This window comes from Mycobacterium sp. D16R24 (genome assembly GCF_002013385.1).
Classification (GTDB): domain Bacteria; phylum Actinomycetota; class Actinomycetes; order Mycobacteriales; family Mycobacteriaceae; genus Mycobacterium.
The window spans coordinates 40,720-67,681 of sequence record NZ_MAEV01000009.1 but is presented as its reverse complement, the minus strand read 5'-3'; the positions used below and the strand labels follow the sequence as shown (position 1 = coordinate 67,681).

24 protein-coding genes and 1 riboswitch are annotated in these 26,962 nt (G+C 63.9%); of the genes, 7 read left to right on the top strand and 17 right to left on the bottom strand.

Annotation, left to right across the window (positions count from 1 at the left end; all coding sequences use genetic code 11):
• Window positions 1-33: 33 nt before the first annotated feature.
• Both B4383_RS07555 and B4383_RS07550 read left to right on the top strand, forming a co-directional pair.
• The gene (locus B4383_RS07555; RefSeq protein WP_078290205.1) at window positions 34-1,530 is read left to right on the top strand and encodes a M28 family metallopeptidase; all 1,497 of its coding nucleotides are present in this window, start codon (window positions 34-36) and stop codon (window positions 1,528-1,530) included.
• Between the two features lie 39 nt (window positions 1,531-1,569).
• Window positions 1,570-1,965, top strand: a complete 396-nt coding sequence (locus B4383_RS07550) for a hypothetical protein (RefSeq protein WP_078290267.1) — start codon at window positions 1,570-1,572, stop codon at window positions 1,963-1,965.
• 13 nt (window positions 1,966-1,978) lie between these two features.
• On the opposite strand, the gene B4383_RS07545 is transcribed toward B4383_RS07550, so the two are convergent.
• Window positions 1,979-2,695: a CoA pyrophosphatase gene (locus B4383_RS07545; protein WP_078290206.1), complete on the bottom strand. Its 717-nt coding sequence runs from the start codon at window positions 2,693-2,695 to the stop codon at window positions 1,979-1,981.
• Between the two features lie 95 nt (window positions 2,696-2,790).
• On the opposite strand from B4383_RS07545, the gene B4383_RS07540 reads away from it, so the two are divergent.
• Window positions 2,791-3,738, top strand: coding sequence for a TauD/TfdA family dioxygenase (locus tag B4383_RS07540; RefSeq protein ID WP_078290207.1), 948 nt, complete (start codon window positions 2,791-2,793; stop codon window positions 3,736-3,738).
• Window position 3,739: 1 nt separating this feature from the next.
• On the opposite strand, the gene B4383_RS07535 is transcribed toward B4383_RS07540, so the two are convergent.
• The 6 genes from B4383_RS07535 to B4383_RS07510 form a co-directional block, all read right to left on the bottom strand.
• A complete protein-coding gene (locus B4383_RS07535; RefSeq protein WP_078290208.1) occupies window positions 3,740-5,194 on the bottom strand; it encodes an NAD-dependent succinate-semialdehyde dehydrogenase in 1,455 nt (484 codons plus the stop codon).
• Window positions 5,191-6,540 (bottom strand): 4-aminobutyrate--2-oxoglutarate transaminase, encoded by a 1,350-nt coding sequence (gene gabT / locus B4383_RS07530; protein WP_078290209.1) that lies wholly within the window; start codon window positions 6,538-6,540, stop codon window positions 5,191-5,193. The genes B4383_RS07535 and gabT overlap by 4 nt, the downstream gene beginning before the upstream one ends.
• Before the next feature lie 136 nt (window positions 6,541-6,676).
• Window positions 6,677-8,218, bottom strand: coding sequence for an APC family permease (locus B4383_RS07525; protein ID WP_078290210.1), 1,542 nt, complete (start codon window positions 8,216-8,218; stop codon window positions 6,677-6,679).
• Window positions 8,211-9,101, bottom strand: coding sequence for a universal stress protein (locus tag B4383_RS07520; protein WP_078290211.1), 891 nt, complete (start codon window positions 9,099-9,101; stop codon window positions 8,211-8,213). The genes B4383_RS07525 and B4383_RS07520 overlap by 8 nt, the downstream gene beginning before the upstream one ends.
• A gap of 2 nt (window positions 9,102-9,103) precedes the next feature.
• Window positions 9,104-11,047 (bottom strand): primary-amine oxidase, encoded by a 1,944-nt coding sequence (locus B4383_RS07515; protein ID WP_078290212.1) that lies wholly within the window; start codon window positions 11,045-11,047, stop codon window positions 9,104-9,106.
• A 2-nt stretch (window positions 11,048-11,049) separates the two neighbouring features.
• Window positions 11,050-12,486 (bottom strand): gamma-aminobutyraldehyde dehydrogenase, encoded by a 1,437-nt coding sequence (locus tag B4383_RS07510; protein WP_078290213.1) that lies wholly within the window; start codon window positions 12,484-12,486, stop codon window positions 11,050-11,052.
• Between the two features lie 158 nt (window positions 12,487-12,644).
• On the opposite strand from B4383_RS07510, the gene B4383_RS07505 reads away from it, so the two are divergent.
• Window positions 12,645-14,162 (top strand): PucR family transcriptional regulator, encoded by a 1,518-nt coding sequence (locus tag B4383_RS07505; RefSeq protein WP_078290268.1) that lies wholly within the window; start codon window positions 12,645-12,647, stop codon window positions 14,160-14,162.
• A 106-nt stretch (window positions 14,163-14,268) separates the two neighbouring features.
• Window positions 14,269-14,889 carry a TetR family transcriptional regulator gene (locus B4383_RS07500; RefSeq protein WP_078290214.1) on the top strand — a complete coding sequence of 207 codons (621 nt, stop codon included), beginning with the start codon at window positions 14,269-14,271 and terminating at the stop codon, window positions 14,887-14,889.
• A gap of 6 nt (window positions 14,890-14,895) precedes the next feature.
• On the opposite strand, the gene B4383_RS07495 is transcribed toward B4383_RS07500, so the two are convergent.
• The 3 genes from B4383_RS07495 to thiC form a co-directional block, all read right to left on the bottom strand.
• On the bottom strand, window positions 14,896-15,531 hold the full coding sequence (locus B4383_RS07495) for an alpha/beta family hydrolase (protein ID WP_078290215.1): 636 nt from the start codon (window positions 15,529-15,531) through the stop codon (window positions 14,896-14,898).
• 31 nt (window positions 15,532-15,562) lie between these two features.
• A complete protein-coding gene (thiD, locus tag B4383_RS07490) occupies window positions 15,563-16,393 on the bottom strand; it encodes a bifunctional hydroxymethylpyrimidine kinase/phosphomethylpyrimidine kinase (protein WP_139360612.1) in 831 nt (276 codons plus the stop codon).
• A 2-nt stretch (window positions 16,394-16,395) separates the two neighbouring features.
• A complete protein-coding gene (thiC, locus tag B4383_RS07485; RefSeq protein WP_078290216.1) occupies window positions 16,396-18,036 on the bottom strand; it encodes a phosphomethylpyrimidine synthase ThiC in 1,641 nt (546 codons plus the stop codon).
• A riboswitch (TPP riboswitch) is annotated at window positions 18,031-18,136 on the bottom strand. (Overlaps the previous gene by 6 nt.)
• A gap of 281 nt (window positions 18,137-18,417) precedes the next feature.
• Between thiC and B4383_RS07480 the strand changes: the two genes are divergently transcribed.
• Window positions 18,418-20,154 (top strand): MFS transporter, encoded by a 1,737-nt coding sequence (locus B4383_RS07480; RefSeq protein ID WP_078290217.1) that lies wholly within the window; start codon window positions 18,418-18,420, stop codon window positions 20,152-20,154.
• Window positions 20,155-20,172: 18 nt separating this feature from the next.
• Window positions 20,173-21,495, top strand: coding sequence for a hypothetical protein (locus tag B4383_RS07475; RefSeq protein WP_078290218.1), 1,323 nt, complete (start codon window positions 20,173-20,175; stop codon window positions 21,493-21,495).
• Here B4383_RS07475 and B4383_RS07470 read toward each other — a convergent pair.
• The 7 genes from B4383_RS07470 to B4383_RS07440 form a co-directional block, all read right to left on the bottom strand.
• The gene (locus tag B4383_RS07470; RefSeq protein ID WP_078290219.1) at window positions 21,479-22,036 is read right to left on the bottom strand and encodes a hypothetical protein; all 558 of its coding nucleotides are present in this window, start codon (window positions 22,034-22,036) and stop codon (window positions 21,479-21,481) included. The two genes, B4383_RS07475 and B4383_RS07470, sit on opposite strands and share 17 nt — an antisense overlap.
• The gene (locus B4383_RS07465; RefSeq protein WP_078290220.1) at window positions 22,033-22,617 is read right to left on the bottom strand and encodes a hypothetical protein; all 585 of its coding nucleotides are present in this window, start codon (window positions 22,615-22,617) and stop codon (window positions 22,033-22,035) included. The genes B4383_RS07470 and B4383_RS07465 overlap by 4 nt, the downstream gene beginning before the upstream one ends.
• Entirely contained in the window at window positions 22,617-23,267 is a 651-nt protein-coding gene (locus tag B4383_RS07460) for a hypothetical protein (RefSeq protein WP_078290221.1), read from the bottom strand. Before B4383_RS07460 ends, B4383_RS07465 begins: the two co-directional genes overlap by 1 nt.
• A gap of 33 nt (window positions 23,268-23,300) precedes the next feature.
• Entirely contained in the window at window positions 23,301-24,536 is a 1,236-nt protein-coding gene (locus B4383_RS07455; RefSeq protein ID WP_078290222.1) for a hypothetical protein, read from the bottom strand.
• 73 nt (window positions 24,537-24,609) lie between these two features.
• Window positions 24,610-25,410 carry an exodeoxyribonuclease III gene (locus B4383_RS07450; protein WP_078290223.1) on the bottom strand — a complete coding sequence of 267 codons (801 nt, stop codon included), beginning with the start codon at window positions 25,408-25,410 and terminating at the stop codon, window positions 24,610-24,612.
• Window positions 25,411-25,419: 9 nt separating this feature from the next.
• A complete protein-coding gene (locus B4383_RS07445) occupies window positions 25,420-26,319 on the bottom strand; it encodes a GNAT family N-acetyltransferase (RefSeq protein ID WP_139360610.1) in 900 nt (299 codons plus the stop codon).
• A gap of 14 nt (window positions 26,320-26,333) precedes the next feature.
• Window positions 26,334-26,927: a peptide deformylase gene (locus tag B4383_RS07440; RefSeq protein WP_078290224.1), complete on the bottom strand. Its 594-nt coding sequence runs from the start codon at window positions 26,925-26,927 to the stop codon at window positions 26,334-26,336.
• Window positions 26,928-26,962 lie beyond the last annotated feature (35 nt).

Here is a 26,962-nt window from a genome sequence, read left to right as displayed (position 1 = left end):
GGGGTTCCAAGAGGTTTCATTGAGGTTCTTTTGATGGCGCTGTTTCGCGCCCGGGAGCTAGCGCGCGGTTGCGCCCTGCTCGCGATTGCGGCGGTAGCGAGCTGCTGTGCGCACCCGACACCGGGTGCCGCTGCGGTGCCGCCCAACCCCAACCTGGCGGCGGATCTGGCACGCACCGTCACCGTGGATGCCATGCTGGCGCACCTGCAACAGCTACAGCGGGCCGCCGACGCCCACGGCGGGAACCGTGCCGAGGGAACGCCGGGCTACGACGCCAGCGCCGACTACGTGACAAAGGCATTGAAAGATCGCGGGTTCGAGGTTCAGACGCCGGAGCTGTCCAGGCTCAAGGTGCTCACCGAGGGCAAGCCGCTCGTCGATATCGGCGGACGCCCCTACGCGGTGGATCAGGCTTCCTATTTCGCTCAGACCCCTAAGGATGGGCTCAAGGCCAACATCATCCGCCCTTCGGGCAAGGCCACCGGTTGTGCCGCGGCGGATTACGGCACTCTCAAGTTGGACGGTCAGATCGCGGTGGTCGACGGTGCGGGGTGCTCGGTGGTCGACAAGCACAACGTCGCCAAGGAGAAGGGCGCGGCGGCGGTGCTGGTGACGATGCAGGCGGGCGCCGGCGAGGGTCTGTTCACCCCGAATTACTATGAGCAGCTGTCTATTCCGGTCGGAATCATCGACTCGGGAGTCGACACGCTGCTGCGCCGCAATTCGTCGCCGATAACCCTGGTGCTGGATATGAGCATCGCGAAGGTGCGCTCACGCAACATTATTGCCCAGACAGCAACAGGTGATCCGACAAATGTGGTGGTCGCCGGGGCGCATCTGGACAGTGTGGCCAAGGGGCCGGGGATCAACGACAACGGAACCGGTGTGGCCGCGGTCTTGGAGACCGCGCTGCAGCTGGGGCCCAAGCCGGTGGTGAACAACGCCGTCAGGTTCGCGTTCTGGACCGCCGAGGAAGATGGGCTGGCCGGGTCGATCGAGTATGCCAAGGGCCGCAGCGCCGAAGAGCTCAACGATATCGCGCTGTATCTGAACTTCGACATGCTCGGGTCGCCCAATGCCGGGTACTTCGTGCTGGACGGTGACCAGTCGGCCGCTAAACCGGATCCGAATCGGCCGCCCTTGGACGTACCCGAGGGATCCGCGGGCATCGAACGGACCTTCGCTGGATATCTCAACCTGGCCGGCAAGCGGCCGGCGGCCGAGGAGTTCAACGGCAGATCCGATTACGGACCGTTCCTGGCCGCGGGCATCCCTGTCGGCGGCATCAGCTCGGGTGCGCTGGAGAGAATGAGCGGCCCGGAAGCCAAGATGTGGCAGGGCCGCGCGGGCCAACCGTTCGACCCCAATTATCACGGCCCGAAGGACAATCTCGCGAACGTCGGCAAGGTGGCGCTGGGGATCAATGGCTCGGCTGTGGCCTTTGCGGTCGGCACCTATGCACTGTCCACCACTGGGCCCAATGGGGTGCCGGAGCGCAAAGTTCGGCGACACTCTCCACAGGAGCGTTAGGTCCAGCTAGCATCCCAGCACATGAGGAGAATTCTCGCGTTGCTGGTGGCTCTGGCGTCGAGCGCCGTTCTTGGATTGCCATCCGCCGCGGTAGCGCAGGCCGACCCCGGGGTGAAAATGACCTATCGGGTGACCGCACAGGATCCGGGGAGTAACCGCCAAGTGGTCATCTCCTACCGCACAGGCAAGGGCGAGAAGGCGGTCAAGTACACCTGGCTCGACCCCTTCGTGCCCTGGACGCATGACATATCGATGACGGCTCGTGAGGCGCAGGTGAGCATATTCAGCGACCAGGGTGGCAACTACCTCGGCGAGATCCTGCGCGATGGCAATGTCATCGCATCCAATTCGGTGTATCTAGACCCGGGCTGGGTGGCCGAACAGAGCGCGCCCTACGGGGCGCCGACGTTGTTGGCAAGCGCCGACGTGTCCTAGAGCCTGCTGAGACCTATCGCCAGGCGAAGACCGGCTGCTCCAGCTCGTCGACGCGGTCATCGCGGCCCTCCAAACAGAGCCATCGCACCTGGAGCAAGACGGCCCCGGTCGGGGCATGGATGAGGTCATTGCCCAGCGGGATCTGCACTACGGGGCGCGGGCTCTCGGGAATCGTGACGTAGCGCGGTGAATCCTCGCGTTGCAGCTGATGCAATCCCACCCGGTAGGCAGCCACCACCTCGTCGGGCGAGGGACGCATTTCCAGACGTCCGCCACCCCACACCACCACCGGGGTAATCACGTATCCCGAACGTGTCGGATAGTCGTCGAGCAGGCCGAGTACCGTCGAATCCGGCAGTGCGACGCCCAGTTCCTCATCCAGCTCACGCAGCGCGGCCTGCACCGCGTCCTCGCCCGGATCTAATCGTCCGCCGGGCAGCGCCCATTGCGCGGCATGGGAGTTGAGCCGGGAGGTTCTGCGGCACAAAAGGAATGCCGCGCCGCCCGAGACATCGACCATCCGGCCGTCTAACCCCTGCTCGGGTATTTCCCGGCCGCCTATCCACTCGTCCACCGGTGCCGGGTCGATGCGGTCTTCACCCAGATCCGAGTCGACCAGCACCACGGCCACCGCAGCGCGGCGTTTCTCCGGGTCCTCGACGGTCCTGCGTTCGTGACCCGCCAGGTGCTCGCGAATCCGGTCCCGCAGTTCCTCGTCGTACGCGATCACCGTTCGACCATATCTGCCGTCGCCGACGGCGGCCCTTTCGAATCGACTTGGCTCTATCCCTGGGCTTACCGCGCCGCGGTTCTTGTGATGCGGGAATGAGTGACGACCACACACGACGTATCTATCGTGACGCCGGAATCACCGTCGAAAAGCTCGGCGAGCATATTGGTGCCCGGGTCGACGGTGTACAACTCGGCGCCGATGTGCCGGCCGAACGGGCCGAGGCAATCCGCTTCGCGCTGGCCGTCCATAAGGTGCTGGTATTCACCGGGCAGCATCATCTGGATGACGCGCAGCAGTACGCGTGCGCCGGTCTACTCGGGGAGCCGACGCTGCACCCCACGGTGACCTCGCACGGCAGCGAGCTGCTGAACCTCGAAGGGGCGGCCAACGGCTGGCATACCGACGTCACCTTCGTCGACCGCGTCCCGAAGGCGTCGGTGCTGCGCCCGGTGACGTTGCCGTCCTACGGTGGCGCCACCACGTGGGCGTCGACGGTCGCCGCGTACGAGCAGCTGCCCACACCGTTGCGTGCACTCGCCGACGACCTGTGGGCCACACATACCAATCTGTACGACTACGTGGGCGCCGGCGCATCGGGTGGCGTGAGCGCCGAACGCCGCGCGGCGTACTACAACGAGTTCACCAGCTCTCTGCACGAAACATTGCATCCGGTGGTGCGGGTGCACCCGGAGACCGGTGAGCGCAGCCTGCTGCTTGGGCAGTTCGTCAAGAGTTTCCAAGACCTGCACGGTGCCGAGTTCGCGGCGCTTTTCCAGCTGCTGCAGTCGCGTATCGCGAAACTGGAGAACACCTTCCGGTGGAACTGGCGGTTAGGTGATGTGGCCATCTGGGACAACCGGGCCACCCAGCATTACGGAATCGCCGACTTCGGAGAGCAGCAGCGCGAGTTACATCGCGTCACGTTGGCAGGGGATGTGCCGGTCGGCATCTACGGCCGGCGAAGCCAGATCCTCAGCGGCGATGCCAGTCACTACTCCGGTATCGAGGAGCCGCGACGACTGGAATTGTTCGCCGCCTGATCTATGGCAGTGCTACGTATTTCGTTTCGAGGTATTCCTCGATGCCCTCACTGCCGGCTTCGCGCCCGATGCCCGATTCCTTGATCCCGCCGAACGGCGCGGCCACATCGGAGATCACACCGCGGTTGACGCCGATCATTCCCGACTCGACAGACTCCGAAACGCGTAGCGCGCGATCCAGGTTGGTGGTGTACACGTACGCGGCGAGCCCGTACTCGGTGTCGTTGGCGGCCGCGACTCCCGCGTCCTCGCCGTCGAACCCGGTGATCGCGGCAACAGGACCAAACACCTCTTCGCGGAGAATCCTCGCGTTCGAAGGCACATCGGTGAGCACGGTCGGCGGGTAGAAGTAGCCCTCGCCGTCGGCGATGGCACCTCCGGTGGTGACGACGGCTCCCTTGCTGAGGGCGTCCTGCACCAACTCGTCGACCGAGGCGCGCTGTTTGGCGGTGATGAGCGGACCCACCTGTACGCCGCTTTCGTCGCCGGGGCCGATGGTGAGCGCACCCATACGGGCGGTGAGCTTCTCGGTGAATTCAGCGCGTACCGCGTTGTCGACGTGAAAGCGGTTGGCCGCGGTGCATGCCTCGCCGATATTGCGCATCTTGGCCGCCATCGCGCCGTCGACCGCGGCGTCGACGTCGGCGTCGTCGAACACCACAAACGGTGCGTTTCCGCCCAGCTCCATCGAGGAGCGCAATACCCTTGTGGCGCACTGGGATAGCAGTACCTTGCCCACTGCGGTGGAGCCGGTGAAGGTCAGCTTGCGCAGCCTCGGATCATCGATCAACGGGCCAGTGAGGCCCGAGGCGCTGGTGGTCGGGAGTATCGACAGCACGCCCGGCGGCAGCCCAGCGTCGGCGAACACCTGTCCCAGCAGCAGCATGGTGAGGGGTGTCTCGGCAGCGGGTTTGACGATCATGGTGCATCCGGCGGCGAACGCCGGGCCAATCTTGCGGGTGCCCATGGCCAGCGGGAAGTTCCAGGGAGTGATGGCCAGCGCCGGGCCGATGGGCTGCTTGGTCACCAGGATCCGGCCGGTGCCCGTCGGCGATGAGGTGTACCGGCCGTTGATGCGCACTGCTTCTTCGGAGAACCAGCGCAGAAACTCTCCGCCATAGGCGACCTCGCCCTGGCTCTCCGCCAGCGGCTTGCCCATTTCCAGGGTCATCGCCAGCGCGAAATCATCACGCCGCTCCATCACCAATTCCCAGGACCGCCGGAGGATTTCGGCTCGTTCACGGGGTGCTGTCGCTGCCCAGGACTGCTGCACGGCCACAGCCTCATCGAGCGCCGTGGCACCGTCGGCCGTCGCGGCGTCGGCGACGGTGGTCAGCACGGCACCGGTGGCCGGGTTGTGCACAGGGAACCGGGCGCCGGTCGATGACGGGACCTGCTTGCCGCCGATCCACAGATCGGTGGGGATGGCATCGATCAGGGCTGAGTGGTCAGTCACTGGTGGCTCGCCTTCTCACGAATGATGTCGGTGAGGACGGTGATGCCCTCGTCCAATAGATCGTCCCCGATGACCAGCGGGGGGAGCAAGCGGATCACGTTGCCGAAGGTCCCGCAGGTGAGGATCAGAACACCTTGGGAGAGCGCCTCGGCGGCAATGGCTTTGGTGAGGGCCGCATCGGGTTCGAGAGTGCCGGGTTTGACGATCTCGATGGCCAGCATGGCGCCGCGGCCGCGTACTTCACCGATGACGTCGACGGTGCGCGCCAGCGTCTGTAGGCGAGACACCACCGAGGTCTCGATGGCCCGGGCCCGGGCCGGTAGGTCGAGCTCGCGCATGGCACCCAGCGAGGCGATGGCGGCCGCGCAGGTCACCGGGTTGCCACCGTAGGTTCCGCCCAGGCCGCCGGTGTACACGGCGTCCATGAGATCCGCGCGACCGGTGACGGCGGACAAGGGCATGCCTCCGGCGATGCCCTTAGCCATGGTGATGATGTCGGGGACGATGCCCTCGTGCTCGGAGGCGAACCAGGCACCCGTGCGTGCGAATCCGGTCTGCACCTCGTCGGCGATGAAGACGACGCCGTTGTCCCGGGCCCAGGCTGTCAGCGTGGACAGGAATCCGGGCGCGGGCACGATGAATCCACCCTCGCCCTGGACGGGCTCGATGATGATCGCGGCCAGCGATTGCGCACCGATCTGGGTTTCGATGAGAGAGATCGCGCGCCGTGCGGCGGCCTCGCCGGACAGACCCGGCTCGTCACGCAGGGGATAGGAGGTCGGCATCCGGTAAATCTCGGGCGCGAAGGGCCCGAACTGCGACTTGTAGGGCATAGCCTTGGCGGTCAGTGTCATCGTCAGGTTGGTGCGGCCGTGATAGCCGTTGTCGAAGGCGACGACCGCCGGGCGACCGGTGGCAAGCCGCGCGACCTTGATGGCGTTTTCCACGGCCTCGGCGCCGGAGTTGAACAGTGCGGTGCGCTTCTCGTGATCGCCGGGTGTCAGGGCGTTGAGGAGCTCGGCGACCCGTACGTACCCTTCATAGGGCGTCACCATGAAACAGGTGTGGGTGAAATGGGCTGCCTGGTCGGCGATGGCCGCGGCCACCGCGGGATGTGAGGCGCCGACGGTGGTGACCGCGATACCCGACCCGAGGTCGATGAAGGAGTTGCCGTCGGCATCGACGATCACCCCGCCATCGGCATCCACGGCGTAGACCGGGGCGGTGGATCCGACGCCCGCGGATACCGCGGCGCGGCGGCGCTCGGCCAAGGCGTTGGACCGAGGTCCGGGCAGGGGCGTCACGATATTGCGCTTCTGGGCGAGGCGATAGGCGATGTCGGTCATAGCGCTTCCTGTCGTCGATCCGGCGATCTCAGTCTGCCGCTGCGGTGTGTTTGTGTGAATGGACGGTTTGTCCACCGAAGGCCGATGGGTACGCCGTTTTGGCGTACGTCCTCCCTGCGTGCGGAGCACATGGCTGCTATTCCACGAGCGGTACGGTGTCGCGAGTCAGGGTGCGCCCGAGGAAGAAGTCCGGGCTCTTGACGCGCATGATCACCATGAGCACCGCCCCGAACGCCAGAATGCCGAAGCCCAGATAGAACACCAGGCCGATGCCGCCGATCGAGGCGCCGCTGCCCGTCTTCTCCGGATCCATGCTTTCGCGCACGGAGATGACGAACACCGCGGCCAGCATGAGCCCGCCCAGCAGTGGAAAGAGAAACTTGTACACCACGTTGTGGGCATTCTGGAACAGCTCCGAACGGAAGTACCAGACGCAGGCAAAAGCAGTGATGCCGTAGTACCAGCAGATCATGATGCCCAGTGCCGCAATGGTATCCAGCAGGGTGCGATCGGACAGCAGGCTGACAACGGTGTAGAACACGGCCGTCACCGCGCCGGCCACCACGGTGCTGAAGGTCGGCGTGAGGAATCGCGGACTCACGCTAGCGAACCGTTTCGGAAAGGCACCGTAGGTGCCCATGGCGAGCATGGTGCGTGCCGCCGGCAAGGAGGTGGTCTGCAGGCTCGCCACCGCGGAGGCGAATATCGCCAAGAGCAGCAGCGGGCCGAACCAGCTGCCCAGTACCGGGTTAGCAAGGGAGCCAAAGACATTGTCCCTGTTCTCCTCATTGGCCAGCCCCAGATCGGTGTCGCCGACACCGGCGAACATCATCACCGCGACCGCAACCAGCAGGTAGGTCAGCAAGATCGACAGCACACACAGCAGGCCGGCACGGCCGGGCACCTTTGTCGGGTCCTTGCATTCCTCGCCGAGTGTCAGACAGGTATCCCAACCCCAGAACGCGAAGATCGAGCCGATGAGCCCAATGACAAAGGCGCTCAGGGTCAATCCCGTCAGCGGATTGAACCAGTCCAGATCGAAGTCGAGATGGCCGGCCGCACCCGGCGCCTTCGTGATGGCGACGACGGCGAAGATCACCAGCACGATCATCTGGAAGCCGACGAGTACGTACTGCACCTTTTCGCTCGTGGTGATGCCCCGGCTGGAAATGTAGGTGGCGATGGCCAGCAGCGCGACGGTCGAGATGATGTTGACGGCCTTGTTGTTGGCGAGCTCGCCGAGTGTCTGATTGTGGAAGATGGCGCCGAGAAACTGATACCCGTACTGCACACCGATGGATGCCAGGTTGGACAAGACGATGATGGTGGCGATTACCATGCCCCAGCCGCACATCCAGCCGATGTACGGGCCAAATGCCTTGGTAGACCAGGTGAAGGAGGCGCCGCAGTCGGGTGCGCGCGAGTTGAGCTCGCGGTACGCGTATGCGGTGAGGAACATCGGGATGAAACCCGCGATCAGGATGGCCGGCATCTTGAGGCCGACCGCGGCCACGATCAGGCCGATGCTGGCCGTGAGTGTGTATCCCGGTGCCACCGTGGAGATCCCGAGGATGGCGCCGGTAAAGGTGCCGATACGTCCGGCCGCCAAGCCCTTTGAGACAAGTCCCTCGGACCGCTCGGCATGCTCTAGCTCGGCGTGAGCGACGTCCTCAGTCACTATCGCCCCCTTCTTCTTTGGGAATCACGACCATCGGGACCTGCAGCACGCGGAGCATCTTCGCGGCCGTCGAGCCGAGGAAGAGCCGCCGTGGCTGCGCTAGGCGGCTTGAACCGACCATGATGATGTCGCCCTCGTGCCAGTCGAGCTTGTTCACGGCGGCCTCGACGGTGGGCCCCTCGGCGACGATGGACGTAACCGGGAACTCTGGTGGCAGCACCAGTTTGGCGGTTTCAAGGGACTGCTGTGCATGAATGGTGGCGCGTTCTCGCGCCGACTGATCGTCGTCACCCCCGGGGATCGGGTCGATCGACACCAGCGAGACCAGGCGCAGCGGTGTGCCGGCGCGCTGGCAGGCTCGTAATGCCGTGTCCAGCAGCACTCGTGCGCCCGGCCGGGTTCCCATGGCGCAGGTGACTTCGCGGACACGGAGGTTCTTCTGATAGCGCGCACCTCGTGGCGAGATCACCAGAGGTATGGGAGAGGAGTGCACGAGCTCGTTGACCACCGATCCCAGCGACAGGCTGCCGACCAGGCCGCCGCCGGAACCACCCACCACGACCGCCTCGGCCCCCAGGTCCTCGCACTGCGCGATGAGTCCCTCGGCAATCGACTCGTGGAAGCCGATATGCGTCTGGACCGTGAGGTCGTCCGGAATGGTGGCCTCGGCATGTTTCAGCCAATGAGTGGCATTCTCGGACAATATGTCCTGACGCTCCTTCTGGGGGAGCGGCGCCAGGATCGGGCGGTCCTGGGGGAGCACCATGCACAGATCGAGGTGCGCACCCAGTGAGCGCGCGATCTGTGTTCCCACCGCTAGAGCGTCATCGCCGCCCGGAGTGGCCAGGTATGCAACGGCAATCCTCTTGGCGGCGGCGTTCATGGCTAATCCTCCTGGTGTCCGGATGTGTGACAGCTCTTCGGCGGGGTGGGTGCGACGTCGAGCGAGGGGTTGCGGTCGAAGAACCCGACCGGTTTGAGCCAGAAGTTCACGGTGTCGACGGGCATGATCGGCCAGTCTTCGGGGCGGGTGATGTGGTGGATGCCGAACACGTACCAGAGCACCACATCGGTGTTTTCGATGGAGCGGTTGCCCTCAGTCCAGGCGGGCAGGCCGTGGTCTTCCTTGCTCTGCGTAACGAATTCTCCTGCAGGCCAGCGTTCCTCGGGTGAATTGGGGGTCACCCAGAGGGTGTGTTCAATGGCGCGGCAGCGTGCCAGTACCGGTGAGGACGGATCGAACATGGCCGGGATGGCCGCACCGGGTACCAACTTGTAGGCCGGGGCGGTGCCGATGCCGTTGCGGGTGTTGTCGTTGACGACCTTCCAGGCGCGCTGAGTCTGCCAGCAGAAGTCCTGCTTACCTTCCGATTCGCTGCGCAACGGGGTGTTGCGCTGCCGCAGAGACAGCCCGTACGGGTTGTGGGGGCCGACGGGCTCGATCTCGGTTTCGGTGGCGTACACGGTGTTCTCAGTGCCATCGACGTCCAGGTCCAGTCTCGCGACAAGGAAGTGTTGGTGGTACGGCGCATAGGTCCGGTTGTCGACCAGGGTTCCGTGTGGGTGTGCGGCGCCCTCGGCGAAGTTGCTCACCACCATGATTCCCGTTGCACGGACCTCACATTCGATGTTTCCGTCCTGATAGAACCGCCAGTACGTGAGGTACTCGTAGTTGGCGACGGTGACGTGGAAGGACACGGTGAGCCGGCGCATCCGGCGCACCTCGGCGCCGTGGTCGTGATCGACGTGCTTCCACAGGACCGCATTGTCCTCTTCGTGAATGCAGATCGCGTTCTTGATGGTGTACGGCTCGCCCTTGCTGTTGTGTAGCACGGCATCGAGATAGCGAATTTCGCCGAGGCAGTCGCAACCAAGTTCCAGTGAGGTGGTCATGAAGCCGATGCCCCACTCGCCGATATCGAAAGCTGTTCTTCGGTAGTGATCTTCGCAGTGGTCCCGGTAGGGCACCATCATCTCGGCGAAGGACATGCGGTGGGCCACCGATCGCACCCGGCCGTTGTCGTTGTATGTCACCGCATGCAGTGTCATGCCCTCGCGGTAGTTGAAGCCGACCCGCAATGACCAGTTCTGCCACTGGAGTTTGTTGCCTTCGATGGTGAAGGAGGTGTCGTCGGGCTGGGTGATATGCAGTGGTTGCAGCGACTCCCGGGTGCTCTGCCGGCGCAGGCGTTCCGGTACGTGCCGGGGTACGTATTCGCCCATCATCTCGGGCCGTGGGACGGTGAACGTGTCCTCGATCTCCAGCAGTTCCATGCTGTTCATGTCGATGACGCAGTGGAATCCGTTGACGGGGCCCGCGTATGGATTGGCGCCTTCGGTGGAACGCACCCAGGTGTCCGACCACCCGAGGCGTCTGCCCTTGTACTTCTCGGGCATGACCGCATCGCCATAGGTCCAGGTATCCATGAACACCAGGTCCATGTCCGCGATACCGCGTGCGGCCAGGGCGGCGATCACTTCCGGATGGCGCCTCAGGGCGGCATCGGCCTCTTCCCACTCGTCAACCGTGAAGTTGGGTTGCACGCCGGCAATGTGATCCCAGGATTGCACCTCGCCGGCGGTCAGCGAGACGACCGCCTTATAGGTGGCGTTTCGTTGGGTGTCCAGACACGTGGCGAGTGCGCGACGCTCGGGGCGTGTGCCGTTGTTGTCGAATCGGGCGATCTCGGCCTTCGAAGGCTCGGACAGCTCGATGGAGGTGTACCGCCAGTCGTTCCCGACGCCGTGCGTTTGCGCCAGAAGTTTGACTGTCGCGGTGAATTCGTCCGCGGTCAGGGGATCGAGAGGGTGGAACGTGTCGGCTGCCATGTCTAGTGTGCGCTCATCACATGCTTGATGCGGGTGTAGTCCTCCACGCCGTAGGCCGACAGGTCCTTGCCGTACCCGGAGTATTTGAACCCGCCGTGTGGCATCTCGGCGACTAATGGGATATGACAGTTCACCCAGACACAGCCGAAATCGAGTTCGCGAGTAAACTTTTCGGCGGTCTCATGGTCCTTGGTCCATACACTGGAGGCCAGCGCGTAGCGCACGCCATTGGCCAGGCGGACGGCCTCGTCTGCGTCGTCAAAGGATTGGACCGTCAAGATGGGCCCAAAGGTCTCCTCCTGGACTATCGAGTCGTCCTGCCGGACACCGGTGACGATGGTGGGCTCGATGAAGTAACCCTTGTCGCCCCAGCGCTTTCCTCCGGTCACGATCGTCGCGTGCGCGGGTAGATTGTCGAGTTTTTTGGTGACCGCGGTGAAGTGGTTGATGTTGTTCATCGGCCCGTAGAAGCTGTCGGGGTCATCGGGCAGGCCCGGCCGCAACGTCTGCGCCGCGGAGTTGAGGGCGTTCACGAAGTCGTCATGAATCGACTGGTGCACGATCACCCGGGTGGCAGCCGTGCAGTCCTGGCCGGCGTTGAAGAAGGCGGCCTGCGCAATCCCGGTGGCCGCCTTGTCGATATCGACGTCACCGAACACCACAACCGGTGCCTTACCGCCGAGTTCGAGGTGGCTGCGCTTGAGCTGCTCGGCCGCCGAAGCGGCGACGGCGATGCCGGCCCGCACCGACCCGGTGATCGACACCAGGCCAATGGCAGGGTGACTCACCAATTCGGAGCCGGTGGTAGCGGTGCCCAGTACGACGTTGAAGACGCCGTCGGGCAGGATGCCCTTCGTCAGACGGGCCAGCACCAGTGTGCTTTCCGGGGTGGTGTCGCTGGGCTTGAGGACGATGGTGTTCCCGGCCGCCAGCGCGGGGCCGATCTTCCAGATCGCCATCATGAACGGGTAATTCCACGGGGTCACCTGCCCGACGACGCCAATGGGCTCGCGCCGAACGTAGGAGGTGAATCCCTCCATGTACTCGCCGGCAGATTTGCCCTCGACGAGTCGTGCCGCACCGGCGAAGAACCGGAGCTGGTCGGCGCTCACGGTCACCTCTTCGGCGGCGATGACCGCTTTCGGCTGCCCGGTGTTGCGGCACTGAGCCTCGACGATCTCGTCGATATGCGCCTCAATGGCGTCGGCGAGTTTGAGCAGCGCCTGCTGCCGCAAGCTCGGTGTGGACTTACCCCAGGAGATGAAGGCACGTTCGGCGGCGGCCACCGCCGCATTCACGTCGTCGGCATTGGACACCGGGGCGCGGCCCACCAACGATTCGTCGACCGGACTGATCAGGTCGACGGGCTCGGAGGATTTCAGGGACAAAGAATCGACGAACTGGCCGTCGATGTAGTTCTGGAGTACCGAATCCGGCATATCGCATGTCCATCCGTCGAGGGAATCCGTCTAAGCACGTCAAGAAAGCACGCAGACAACCAGTGTGCGCTGAGACACATGCCTGATCATCCGACAATTCCGGGAATCTTCGCGGTGTTTTTCACCATTCTGTACAGTCCCGTGAGGTGACTGTTGCGGTGCGCTGGGTGTTGGATCAGCTGGATCTGAAACTCACACTGAAGGGCGGCGCCGCGGGTCTGGGGCGCGAGATCAATCTGGCGCTCACCACAGAACTCGCCGACCCCGCGCGATGGCTATCCGGTGGAGAGTTGGTGCTCACCACCGGGATCGGCTTACCCGGTAGTGCCCGGGAACGGCTGCGCTACCTGCGTGCGCTTGACGAGAATGGCGTTGCCGCATTGGGATTCGGTACCGGACTGACGTTCGACGAGGTGCCGCCGGAGTTGGTGACAGCCGCCGACGAGCTGGGTATGCCGCTGATCGAGGTGCCGCTGCGCACCCCGTTCGCTGCAGTGGTCAAGGCGGTGAGCACCCGCATCGCCGAACTGGAGTACGACGCGGTGCTGCGGGTATCGCGGGCTCAGCCCCGGATTACCCGGGCGATCGTCAATGGTGGTGTGCAGGCGGTCACCGCGGAACTTGGACGGTCGCTGCGGGCCAGCATTGTGGTGCTGGACTCCGGTGGCACGGTGATCGCGAGTCATCCGCGCAATCTGGATGTCGCGACGGTCAATCTGGTCCGGGGTGCGTTGGCCCCGGGAGCATCGGCCGGCGCGCAACAACTGGACCCGGGAATCGCGGTCGCGCAACAGACGATCGGTGTGGGTGGTACCTCGTACGGAGTGTTGGCTGTTGTCAGTAAGGTGCCGTTGACCTTCGTGGACCATGTGTTACTGGGGCACGCAAACTCCCTGTTGGCCTTGGATTTTGATAAGCCGTCGCGGCTGCAGGACGCACAACGCCAGTTGAACGGGCAGGCCCTGGGGCTGCTGCTCGGCGATGCACGGAACCTGGACTCGGTGTGGGCGCAGCTCGCACAAGCTGCCGACGGGCGTGGGCGGATCCGGGTGTTGGTGGTGGATGCGGAATCCCCGGCGGCGCTGCGGCGGGTGCAGCCCGTAGTCACCCGGGCCATGGAGTCGGCGGGCCACCCGGTCTTCGCGCATACCTCCGAGTCCCAGCTCACCGTCGTGATTCCGGGGTCGGAGACTGCTGAATTTGCCCGGCAGTTGTTCGCGGAGGTGGACGGGCGTACCAGGAAGGGTCTGCGGGCGGGGTTGAGCGGGGCGCATCCGGTGGGGCGGCTCGGCGATGCGGCACAGAATGCGAAGCTCGCCGCGTCGGTGGCCGAACGCGGCGGGACACCGCTGGAGTTCACCTCGTTGGCGGGCAGTGCACTGTTGTCCTTCGGGGCGAGTCGTGAGGTGCTGGTTGCCGTCGCGAACGCGACCCTGGCGCCCGTCGCCGAATATGACGCCACCTACAGCGCCGAGCTGATGGCGTCCTTGCGGGCCTATCTGGAGGCGAACGGCCATTGGGAATCGGCGGCCGCCGCTGTCGGTGTACATCGTCACACGCTGCGCAAACGCATCGAAACCGTGCAGTCACTGCTGGCCTGCGACCTCGATATCGCGAGGGTGCGCGCTGAGCTGCTGTTGGCGATGCTGGCGGGTATGCCGAGCGCCGGGAACTGAACCAGGACCGCGAATTCGCAGTGCGCGGGCTTACGGTAGTGCTACCTTATTTAGAACAGGTTCCAGTTTCGGGGTTATTTATGCAGGTGAATAGATCGTGAGCGCCATGGTTGAAGCGTCACCGGTGCGGCCAGCCGCCGTGCCATCGACCAGGCGCCAACATGAGCAGTACAAGCGCATGCTCGATGCGGCCGAAGAACTCGCCATGACGCGCGAGCTCGATCACGTCCAGATGCATGATGTCGCCAAGCACGCCAACGTCGCCATTGGCACGTTGTACCGGTATTTCCCGACGAAGCGTCATCTGTTCGTCTCGGCTCTGGTACGTGAGTCGGAACGACTTGTCGGCCGCATCCCGTTGTCTCCCGATGGGGAGGAAACCGCGGCCGACCGGGTGGGTGAAGCGCTGGTGCGGGCACTGCGCGGATTGACGCGGCGCCGCATGCTGGCGATCGCGATGATCAGGTCCTCGAACTCGGCGTCAGTGGCCGAGGTGCCCGATCTGATGCAGGTCGAGAAGCGGTTCCATGAGCTGATATCCGAGGTGGCCGGTCTTTCGGGCCCGACCGATGAGGACGCGGCCGTGATCCGATTGCTGGTGCACCAGTGGTTTGGCTGTATTCAGGTGTGTCTCAACGGTGGTCTCACCGTGGCGCAGGCGGAGTCTGATCTGCGTCGGGCGGCACAGCTGTTGATGCGCGAATGGCGCGCCGTGGACGAGCGTTAGGTCCTACTATTTCGCTTTCAGGGCCGCCAGCGCGGCGTCGATGGCGAGCTCGGGGACATCGATTGTCTTGGACCCCAGGTCATGACGCGCGCCGGTGATCTCCACGATTGTCGCGCCGCCCGGTATCAGAACCGATGCCTCCTTGAGTTCGGCGACGGTGCCGAACGCATCCGAGGTGCCGTGGGTGAAGACCGTGGGAACTTGGATGCCGGGCAGATGCTCGGTGCGCAGCCGGTCGGGCTTGCCGGGCGGGTGTAGTGGGTAGGAGAACAGGGTGAGGACGTCGATGATCGGCCCCTTTTCCGCCACGAGCATCGAGGTTTGACGTCCGCCGTAGGAATGACCGCCGGCCAACAGCGGGCCATCCACCAGGGCGCGGGCCTTGTTGATCACCTCGGCAATACCCGCGCGGTCCTTGTCGCCCGACGAGGCCGAGGGGGGACCGCTTGGCCGGTTGCGCCGGAACGGCATGTCGAAACGTATCGCCAGCCAACCGCGTTCGGCCCAGGCCGTGCACAGCAGACGCAGCATGGGCGAGTGGCAGCTGCCCCCGGCGCCGTGGGTCAGCACTACCGCACCGTGGGGGTGTCCGTCGGGGTGGTGGGCGATTCCGGCGATATCCGGAAGTTCCTCGGTGCTCACGGAATCAGCTTAAGGCTCTTCGCGCGGACGCTCATCGCAGCCTGAACAGGGGCGATACCGGGCCGTGGCCACGGCCAAGGGGGTAGGCCGCTCGCAGGCACTCGGTGATCCACCGTTTTCCGAAGCCGACGGCTTCGGTCACGGAAAGTCCGTGTGCCAGTGCACAACTGATAGATGCGGCGAGGGTGTCACCGGCGCCGTGGTCGTGTCCGGTGTCCACCCGTTCGACGGGGAAGTAGTGAAACTCCGTGCCGTCGAAGAGCAGGTCGGTGCTGGTGTCGCTGGATCGAAGGTGCCCGCCCTTTACCAGGGCCCACCGCGGGCCGAGGGCATGGAGTTTTCGCGCGGCTTCCCTTTGTGACTCCTCGTCAACGACGTCGATGTCCACCAACAGCCGTACCTCGTCCAGATTCGGAGTGACGAGCGTTGCCAACGGAAAGAGTTGTTTACGGATGGCATCCAGTGCGCTCGGGTGCAGCAGCGGGTCGCCGTGCATGGATGCGCACACGGGGTCGACGACCAGAGGGACATTTGTCACCAGGCGCGACCATGTCTGCGAGATGGCCTCGATGATCGGGGCGGAGGCCAGCATCCCGGTCTTGGCGGCCTGGATGCCGATATCGGTGATCACCGCGTCCATCTGCGCGGCCACCACCTGCGGTGGGATTTCGTGAAAATCCCTGACACCCACCGAGTTCTGGACGGTTACCGCGGTGACGGCCACGCACCCGTGCACACCGAGCAGCGCCATGGTGCGCATATCGGCTTGGATACCTGCCCCGCCCCCGGAGTCGGACCCGGCGATGGTCATTACTCGCACCGGGGTAGCGCCCGGCTCCGGGATGGGGAGGAAGGCGGCCATGCTCACGCGATCGGCAGATAGACCCGGTTGCCGTGCTCGGCGAACTCCGCGGACTTCTCCTCCATGCCGCGTGCCAGCATCGCGTCGATGTCTTCCTGGGTCTCCAAACCGTTCTGGGCCGCGAACTCCCGGATATCGGCGGTGATGCGCATCGAGCAGAACTTCGGGCCGCACATCGAGCAGAAGTGTGCCGTCTTGGCCGGTTCGGCGGGCAGCGTCTCGTCGTGGAACTCCCGGGCGGTGTCCGGGTCCAATGAGAGGTTGAACTGGTCATCCCAGCGGAATTCAAAACGAGCACGGGATAGCGCGTCGTCTCTCAGCTGGGCGCGTGGGTGCCCCTTGGCGAGGTCGGCGGCGTGTGCGGCGATCTTGTAGGCGATCACCCCGTCCTTGACGTCCTTGCGGTCCGGCAGCCCCAGGTGTTCCTTGGGGGTGACGTAGCAGAGCATCGCGGTGCCGGCCTGGGCGATGATCGCCGCCCCGATGGCCGAGGTGATGTGGTCGTAGGCCGGAGCGATATCGGTGGCGAGCGGGCCCAGCGTATAGAACGGGGCCTCTTCGCAGAGCTCCTCCTCGAGCTTCACGTTCTCGACGATCTTGTGCATCGGCACGTGGCCGGGTCCCTCGATCATCACCTGCACGCCATGGGATTTCGCGATCTTCGTCAGTTCGCCGAGCGTGCGCAGCTCGGCGAACTGGGCCTCATCGTTGGCATCGGCGATAGACCCTGGACGCAGGCCGTCACCGAGCGAGAAGGTCACGTCGTAACGCGCCAGGATCTCGCACAGCTCCTCGAAGTGCGTGTACAGGAACGACTCCCGGTGATGGGCCAGGCACCAGGCGGCCATGATAGAACCGCCGCGCGAGACGATGCCGGTGACACGCTTGGCGGTCAGCGGCACATAGCGCAGCAGCACACCGGCATGCACCGTCATGTAGTCGACGCCCTGCTCGGCCTGCTCGATCACGGTGTCGCGGTACAGCTCCCAGGTCAGCGCGGCCGGATCACCGTTGGTCTTCTCCAGTGCCTGGTAGATCGGCACCGTGCCGACTGGGACGGGCGAGTTGCGCAGAATCCACTCACGGGTCTGGTGGATGTCCTTACCGGTGGAGAGGTCCATGATGTTGTCGGCACCCCAACGGATGGCCCACACCATTTTCTCCACCTCTTCGGCGATCGAAGAGGTGACGGCCGAGTTGCCGATGTTGGCATTGATTTTCACGCCGAAGGCCTTACCGATGATCATCGGCTCGCTCTCGGGGTGTTTGTGATTGGCGGGGATCACGGCGCGGCCCATCGCGACCTCACTGCGCACCAGCTCGGCGGGCACACCCTCGCGGACCGCGATGAACTCCATCTCGGCAGTGATCTCGCCAGCCCGAGCGCGCTGCAGCTGGGTGCCGCGATCGGTGACGATGCCGGCGCGCGGTGGCAGTCCCTTCTGGAGATCGATGGTGGCGCCCGAGTCGGTGTACGGACCGGAGGTGTCATACAGGTCCAGGTGCTCACCGTTGGTCAGGTTCACCCGGCGCTGCGGCACGCGCAGGCCACTGTCGAGGTGCTGGTAGATCTTCTCGCTGCCCTGGATGGGGCCGGTGGTGACGGTTTCCGGGGCCTGAGAACGGGTTGATTGAGTCGACATGATTTTCCTCCCTACGCCGGCATTACCCGGTCAGGTTCATACGGTCGACGGCCCTAGCCGTCCTCTCAGCGCACTGGTGCGCGCTCCCGTGTTTGTGTGTTTGGGGCTGTTCGTTGACGAACACTGGCCACGCTACTCGGTAGGTCACCGATTTCTCCGCCGAGTGCGAGCCTCACGCGGATTTCCGGCCAGATTTACGCGTGAGGCTCGCACTCGAACCGCGTGAGGCATGCACACAAAGCTCGATCTGACAGACGAGGCTAGAAGGTTTTCGGAATATAGTTTCCCTTGCTAAAGTTGTGCAACGGTGGTATCCACAGACGGCCGGTCTGGGGTGCCCTGCTGGCCGCGTCGGTGGAGAAGCGCGCAACAAGGGTGACGATGACCGATTTGATGACACAGACCGACGAAACAGCTGCGGATATCGAGACCGCACGACGTCGCCTGCGGGTGGATCGCGACCATCCGCACTACAAGTGGGTGGCGCTGTCGAACACCACGCTGGGTGTGCTGCTCGCGACCATCAACTCATCGATCGTCTTGATCTCACTACCGGCCATCTTTCGCGGCATCGGGCTGAACCCCCTCGCCGCAGGAAACGTGAGCTATCTGCTGTGGATGCTCATGGGCTACCTGCTGGCCTCCGCGGTTCTCGTCGTGTTGTTCGGCCGCCTCGGCGACATGTATGGGCGGGTCCGGATTTACAACATGGGCTTCGTCGTCTTCACCATCGCGGCGGTGGTGCTGTCCTTCGATCCGTTCCACTACGGCGGGGGTGCGGTGTGGCTCATCGCGTGGCGAGTGGTGCAAGGGGTGGGCGGCGCCATGTTGATGGCTAACTCGTCGGCCATCCTCACCGACGCGTTTCCGTCCACGCAGCGTGGATTGGCGCTGGGGATCAACCAGGTGGCCGCGGTGGCCGGGTCCTTCCTCGGGCTGCTGATCGGAGGCGTGCTCTCCGAATGGGATTGGCGCGCCATCTTCTGGGTGGGTGTGCCGCTGGGCCTGCTGGGCACTGTGTGGTCATACCGCTCCCTCGTCGAGATCGACGAACCCACACCCGGCAAGCTGGACTGGGCAGGCACCGTGACCGTTGCGCTGGGGCTGACGGTGCTGCTTACCGGAATCACATACGGCATTCAGCCGTACGGCAGTTCGAGCACCGGATGGGGTAATCCGCTGGTCTACGGATCGCTGATCGCCGGTGTCGCACTGCTGCTGTTGTTCTGCGTGATCGAGTCCCGGGTGGCCGACCCGATGCTGGACATGCGGTTATTCAAGAACCGTGCGTTTGGCCTGGGGAACCTGGCCAACCTGCTGGCGTCGGTCGGCCGCGGTGGACTCCAGTTCATGCTCATCATCTGGCTGCAAGGCATCTGGTTGCCATTGCGCGGATACAGCTATGAGTCGACCCCGTTGTGGGCGGGAATTTTCTTGCTGCCCATGACACTTGGCTTCCTGCTGGCCGGACCTATCGCCGGTGTGCTGTCGGACCGCTACGGTGCCCGGCCCTTCGCCACCGGCGGCATGGTGCTGTCGGCGGTGACGTTCCTGGCGCTCATCGCTATTCCGGTGAACTTCAATTACTGGGCCTTCGCGGCGCTCATCTTCCTCAACGGGCTGGGGTCGGCCATCTTCACCGCACCGAATACCGCGGCGATCATGTCCAGCGTGCCCGCGCATCAGCGCGGCGCAGCCTCGGGTGTGCGTGGCACCTTCTTCAACGCGGGCAGCTCGCTGTCCATCGGAATCTTCTTCTCGCTCATGATCGTCGGGCTCTCCTCCACGATGCCCGCCGCGATGCAATCAGGGCTGACCACCCAGGGAGTGCCCGCCTCGACCGCGGCCGAGGTATCCAGCCTGCCGCCGGTGGGCAGCCTGTTCGCGGCGTTCCTCGGTTACAACCCGGTCAGCGAATTGCTTGCTCCGTCAGGGGTTTTGGACCACCCGGGAGTCAACGCGGCCGAGTTGACCGGGCAGTCGTTCTTCCCGAATCTCATCACCGAGCCGTTCCATGCGGGACTGGTGGTGGTGTTCGTGGCCGCCGCACTGATGATGGCGGTCGCGGCGCTCGCCTCGCTGGGCGCCGGCGGCAAGTACGCCCACACGGAGGACTGAGCTAGCTACTATCTGCCCATGGCAACGTGGGGGATATCCGGTCCGGTGGATCTGCTGCGCCGCACGGGGTTCTTGTGGTGGCGGTGCTGGCCGTGGCTTATCGGTATCTGGCTCATGGGCTGGCTTACTCGATACTGGCTGATCAAGCTGGCCGTATACGTGGGCGCGCATTTCGGGGGCTACTGGGGTGACTTGATCATGCCGTTGGCTGCTTTGGCCAGGCTCACCACCTACATCTTGATGTACCTGGTGCTTCGCGGTGAGTCGGACCTTGATGGCCAGAATGCCGATGGCCGATCACGGTTTCAGGCGTTCATAGACATATTGCTGAAGGCGATTCTTCCTGTGTTCGTGCTCTTCGCGGCCTGGCGTCTCATACTGGCCGACTACTCGTCATATGTCGGTTTGTTGAACATCGACGTCTTTTACGCGATGGATTCTGGCTTGGCCCCAGACAGGACGGCGGCACAAGCCGAGGAGTTCATGACTCCCAGCGACTGGCGGGCCTACCTCGCGATATTGATTGCGTTCGTGGCTCGCGGTGCCTTAACCAGGTACTCGGAGAGGCTACCCGCCTGGACCCAATTGGTGGCTGTCTATCTCCAGGCCCTGTGGGTGGTTCTGCTACTCAATGCGGCGTCGAATCGGCTTGTCGGAAGCCCGAAATGGATATCCGAGCGCAAGGTCATCGTCTGGTATGCAGAGCAGAAGCAGCATGTCTTCGCGCACCTCAGTCGCGTTGGTGAGGTGTGGAAGTGGATCACCGATGCGGTGGGGCCGATGGTGTTGGCGGTGCTACTCGCGGTGACCTGGATTGCCATTGTGGGAACCGTCTATGCCGTTCGACCCGACACCACCTGGGCCGGTGTCAGTCGGACGGCATTTGGGCCGAATCAGGGAGGCAAGGTCACTGACGTGGCGGGCCGGACAGGTCGAGCGGCGAAGGCGCGTTGGCAGCGTCTGCCGCGGTTCGTGCAAATGCGTGCGTCCGAGATCTTCCGGAATCTGCTGGGGGTCGCCGACCAGCTGGGAGATACCCTCCGACTGACGCTGCATTCCGGACCATTGACGTTCTGTTTCTTCGTCTTTGCATTCATGGGGACCGTGGTCTTGGACCCTAACGGCGCCTACTTCAACGTCTACGTGACGGACGGATACATGTGGCGCGCGGTCGCGACGCTTCTCGGCCCGCATGAGTGGATCTGGTGGGCGTCCTATCGCGAGTCGATTCGGACTGCCATCGCAGTGTTGATCGATCCGCTGAGAGTGTGCCTGGTGGTGGCCATGTATTGGCATTGCGTGGAAAGGGCTTCGTCGCCGGCTCTCACGCAGGAGGTATGAACCGCACATAGCGGTACTTTTTGGCGCTGCCCTTTTCCGGTGCGAATTCGATATCCACCGCCGTGATGTTGGCGTTCTTGGGCACTACCATGACTGCCGCGAATGAACCTGGGCTATTGCACGTGTCGTAGCCCTGCTTCCGTAACCAGTCCGACGCCGACATCGGCAGTAGGCCAGTCTGTGTGTACCAGTGCCGGTAATTCTCGTCGATCAGCGTGGCGCGACACGCTCCCCATCCCTCGCCGATCGATGCGCGATTTCCATCTTTTGAGCGGTCAAATGCGTATGACACAAAACGCGTTTCGGGTGGCTGCGGATCGTCGTAGTACTTTTTGTATACCGGGCTGGGCATGTCGAGCACGCGCATCCTCCACAGCACACCGTCGATCTTGACAGTAGCGCCGGCCGGCACAGTGGCTGCGGGCACATCGACCCCAAGGTTCTCTTTCCATGCTGGGTATCCCACTGTGGCGCCATAGGCGAGTGTCGCGACAACTATCAGGATCACCCCAATTCTGTTGCGCTGCAGCCAGGTTTTCATGGAACCACCTTCCGGTTCACAAGTGATATCGACGCTCGCTGCTCGACCATGTCGGGTGGGATCGCAATCGACAGTTGCGAGTCGTACCAACCCTGCATCATGCGAAAATCATTGTCCGGGAAAATGATAGCTAGAAGATTAAGCGACTTGGTGGACGCCGGAACGTCGAAGACCCAGGTTCCGCGCAGGCTGAAACCGGGTTGGCCGAAGGCTCTGTCCGTGGCGAAGTTCTCCCGATCGATGTTGCGGTGATCGGCGCTGAGCTGTAAGTCGATTTTGTCCGGCATCCGGACGGTTTCATACGAGAGGTCGATTGCTATGTAGCGGCCCTTTGTCTGATAGACGTCGATACTCGTATCGCTGGCAGAGGATTTCGCTTGAACTTCAGGCGCCGAGAACACCCGGTGCACGGTGATCGCTAGGTTCCTTCCGGAGGTGCGTGCCGGTGCGGTGCCATGCACCACAGTTGGCGCATACGAATCGGTGCGTTGCGGCACGATCGCGTACAGATACGCCGAGCCCGAGAGCAGTAGCGCGCAGGCGATCACCTGAACAGCGATGACGACATGACGGCGCCGCATCACACGCACGCGCCGATCTTGGTGCGCAGCTCTCCGTACTTCCCTGTGGTGCCCCACGTGGTGACTGTGCTGGCCAGTCCGTGTTGTTCGGTGAAGTCAGATATTCGGACGGCGATATCGTCGCCAGGTTTCACTTTGCCGAACGGGAAGCCCCACACGACGATTACATCGAACTCCTTGCCTGGCTGAGGTCCAGAGACGAGACCATAGGGCCCGTAGGCTCCCTCATCTCGGATGTCGCCAACCCCGACCAGATCGAATACGTCCTCGTCGTTGGGCTTAACGTCGTGCAGTACCACCCTGCCCGAGTCGGAGATGTTCTCCACTGTGGTGAATAGCCCGACGAGTATCGAGTTCTTGGCAGCCTTCTGTAACAAGACGGAGTTGCGTGTCGGTAGATGCGACACGTCGCATATCTGGGCCACTCGACGCGGCGTGATCTTGTAAATGCCGTTTGTGTAGCTCGATCCCAACTCCACCGGTGTCATCGGTTCGGCCTGGTCCAATCCTCCGAAGGCGGCAGTTGTCGCTAACATCGCGATGATAGCCACCTGATGGAGTCGCTTCATCGAAAAGCGATCCAGGGACCGCCCTTTTTCTGGCTCCTCGGATTCGCTTGTCGGCTCCACCCCGCCCATGTGCAGAAGCATACGATGGCGAACTTCGCCCCCAGCAGCTTTCCGTTAGCCGAGTCGGTTCCACCGGTCCAGGGCGCGTTGACCGATCACCGATCGCGCGCCTTCGACCCAAGTGACATACCGGCCGCGCATGAACAGGCACCGTTGAAGCGGGTCGTCAACGGGCGGTGATGAGACGTACTGCAGACAGTTCGCGCTGGGCACCGTAGTCGGTGCATCCGCCGGTTCATAGCCTTTTCTTGACAGGAATTCGGGGCGAGCCTTCTCGAGCAACAATGCTGCACCGGTCTCGCCTGCCGCACGGATCACCTCTCCGGCTTCGTCGAGGATGAGCCGATCGACTCCTGTATTCCGGTACAGATCGGCCCATGACTGAATGTTGGCTTCGAAGAGCAGCGCGCCCTTTGCGTCGAAGACGCCACCGGAGCCATATGGAGCGAATTCGGTCTTGTCGGTGGCGAGCTTGAGGAGGGACCCATCAGGGTCGAAGGGCGGCGTGAGGGAACTGAGCTGATCGACTGGCGTGGGTGTGAATCCATCCAACTCGGCGAGCTGACGTGTGAGGTAGCGTGCGATGATCTCGATGCTTTCGGCCTCGGACTGTTGGCCGACCGAGATGCGTACTACCACTGGCCCCTTTTGTGCGAAGGCCGTTGTGTAGGCGAAAACAGCCTGACCTTCGCCGACGCGCCGTGAAAATGCCTTGGCCTCAGGAAAGCCCGGAATCTCTTCGGTCTGCACCCGCGTGGGTCTATCGGGGTCGCGTTCTTCGCGGAGGCGGAAGCCAACCTCAGTGGCCGCGCGTGCGGACGCCTCGTCCTTGAAGATCAAGACGGTGTTCTGAAGGATGGCAGTGGTGGCGGCCTCGCCGGATGGTTCACGCGCGATGCTGACGCCGGTGACGTATCCGTAGTCCCGGATCACGCTATCCAGGAGTTTGTCGGAGCCACCGGGACTGTCGTCTATCAGCCCCTCCTTGTACAGCATGCGGGCGCCTGCTGAGCCGGTGTCGAATCTAGGCTCAACGAGCGTGGGGGAAACGATTGCACTGGTGAGCCGGACAGCTTCGTTGAACAGATTGCGGCGCTTGATATCTCCGATGTTGCCCGTTGGAGTAGGGAGTGCGATGGTTGGCTTCGGTTTCGCCTTGGTGGATGTCGTGGGGGGTGAGAACGCGGTGGGTGTCTCGCCATTCGTCATGATCTCGATGCTCTCGGGAGGTGCCGTGCAGGCGCTCAGGCTGAGCGCAAGAGCAATCGCCAGACCGCAAAAACGGTGCATCGAACCCCCTCGATCATTAGTTCCCTGAGGGTAGCGCGGGCAGGATTCGCCGCGGGTTACTTCGCTGCCGGTGTCAGTCCAGGTCGACGACGACGGGTGCGTGGTCGCTCGCGCCCTTGCCCTTACGTTCCTCGCGGTCGATGTGAGCATCACCCACTCGCTTGGCGAACTCCGGTGAGCCGAGGACGAAGTCGATGCGCATCCCGCGCTTCTTGGGGAAGCTCAGCTGCGTGTAATCCCAGTACGTGTAGACGCCCGGACCGGGGGTGAACGGCCGCACCACATCGGCGTATCCGGCGTCGTTCATTGCGGTGAACGCGGTGCGTTCGGGCTCGGACACATGGGTGCTGCCCTGATAGGCCTCGACGCTCCAGATGTCGTCGTCTGTGGGAGCGATGTTCCAGTCGCCGACCAGTGCGACCTGTGCTGAGGGATCGGCCGCGAGCCAGCCGGCGGCCTCGTCGCGCAGAGCCGAGAGCCACCGCAGCTTGTACCGGTAGTGCGGATCCTCCAGCGTCCGGCCGTTCGGGACATACAGGCTCCACACCCGCACCCCGTTACAGGTGGCGCCGAGTGCGCGGGCCTCGGCGGCCTCCTCGACATCCTCACCGGACGCCCACCCGGGCTGCCCCTCGAACCCGGCGGTCACGTCCTCCAGCCCAACCCGGGAGGCGATGGCGACGCCATTCCACTGGCTGAGCCCCACGTGCGCCACCTCGTACCCGGCGTCGGTGAACGCCTGCATGGGGAACTGTTTGTCGGAGCACTTGGTCTCCTGCATGGCGAGCACGTCGGTGCCGGAGCGTTCCAGCCAGGAGATCACCCTGTCTGCACGGGCACGGATCGAGTTCACATTCCAGGTGGCCAATCGCATGACGTCACCCTACTTTTCGATGCTGACAGGCTCGATATGCGCATACCGGTACCGATGCTGCTCGGTAAAACCCAGGGTTGGATACAGCGCCAACGCCGCGGCGTTCTCCGCGCGGACCTGGACGTACGCACGACGGGCTCCCTGCGCGGCGCCCCAGCCCAGTAGGACGTCACACACCTGCCGAGCCAGCCCGCGACGTCGATGGGTCTCGGCCACCCGCACCGCGGAGATGCCGAGCCAGCCCTCGGTGACGGCGCCCCGCGCGATGGCAACCGTGGGACCATTCTCGGTGACGGATGCGAAGCCCAACATCCCGTCGACCACCGCCGTCAGCACCTGCATCGTCATGGGGTGGTTATCTCCATGCAGGGCAAGCCAACCCGAGGATGGCTCCGAGGGGATGGGCTCCGAACGGGCCGCGCCGAGATCGCGCACCATCACCACGGTTTCGCCGCTGGTGGCCAGCTCGCCTGGCGGGTGGATCAACCGGTCGGGCAGGCATAGCAGGGTGGGCAGCCGGTGTTCGGAGTACCATGCGGCCACGTCGACGAGCGAGCGTGGCGACGCCGAATGCTCCAGTGGTACAGCAGAATTACCGCGATGTGTGTGTCCGCTCGAGGCTCTGACGAACCACCCGTCCACCCAATCGTGCTCGATGCCCGGCCATGCGAAGGCCGCAGCCCGCTGCACCGACCTGATGTCCCGATTCAGTACCGGAACCGGTGGCAGCACGCGCACCGATACGATATCGAGGAGTGAAATATCCACCACCGCACCGGATTTATGAAGTATCCGCACCGTCGGATCGGTCGCCACCAGCTCGCCGACGGTGTCGGTAAAGGGGGGCACCGAACCGGCCGGGCGCCGACTGCGGATGGCTACCCGCGCTCCGAGTTCGGGCAGGGACACGGTGCAGTGCCGTCCTAATGCCCGAACGGATCGTCGACTTGCCCTGGCGTCCAGCTCAATCCGGGCACGCCCCAACCGTTGGACTTGACCGCGCGCTTGGCCGCCCTGGCGTTCCGCCCGATCAGCGTGTCTATATAGAGGAAGCCGTCCAGATGTCCGGTCTCATGCTGCAGCATGCGCGCGAACAGATCGTTGCCCTCCAGGGTGATCTCTTTGCCGTCGGCGTCCAGACCGGTGACTCGTGCCCAGTCCGCGCGCCCGGTGGGGAAGGACTCGCCGGGCACCGAGAGGCAGCCCTCCTCGTCATCGTCCGGGTCGGGCATGGTCTCCGGGATCGTGGAGGTTTCCAGGACGGGGTTGATCACCACTCCGCGGTGGCGGGTGCCGCCGCCGCGGGTGTCCGCGCAGTCGTAGACGAACAGGCGCAGGGGCACCCCGATCTGGTTGGCGGCGAGCCCGACGCCATTGGCGGCGTCCATGGTCTCGTACATATTCGCGATCAGCTCGGGCAGATCGGCGGGCAGCGAACCGTCGGGACCGACCGGGACGGGCTCGGTAGGCGTGTGCAGCACCGGGTCGCCGACGATGCGAATAGGAACAATAGCCACGGAAGGCAAGCTATCGGCTTGGTATTGGCGGCCGA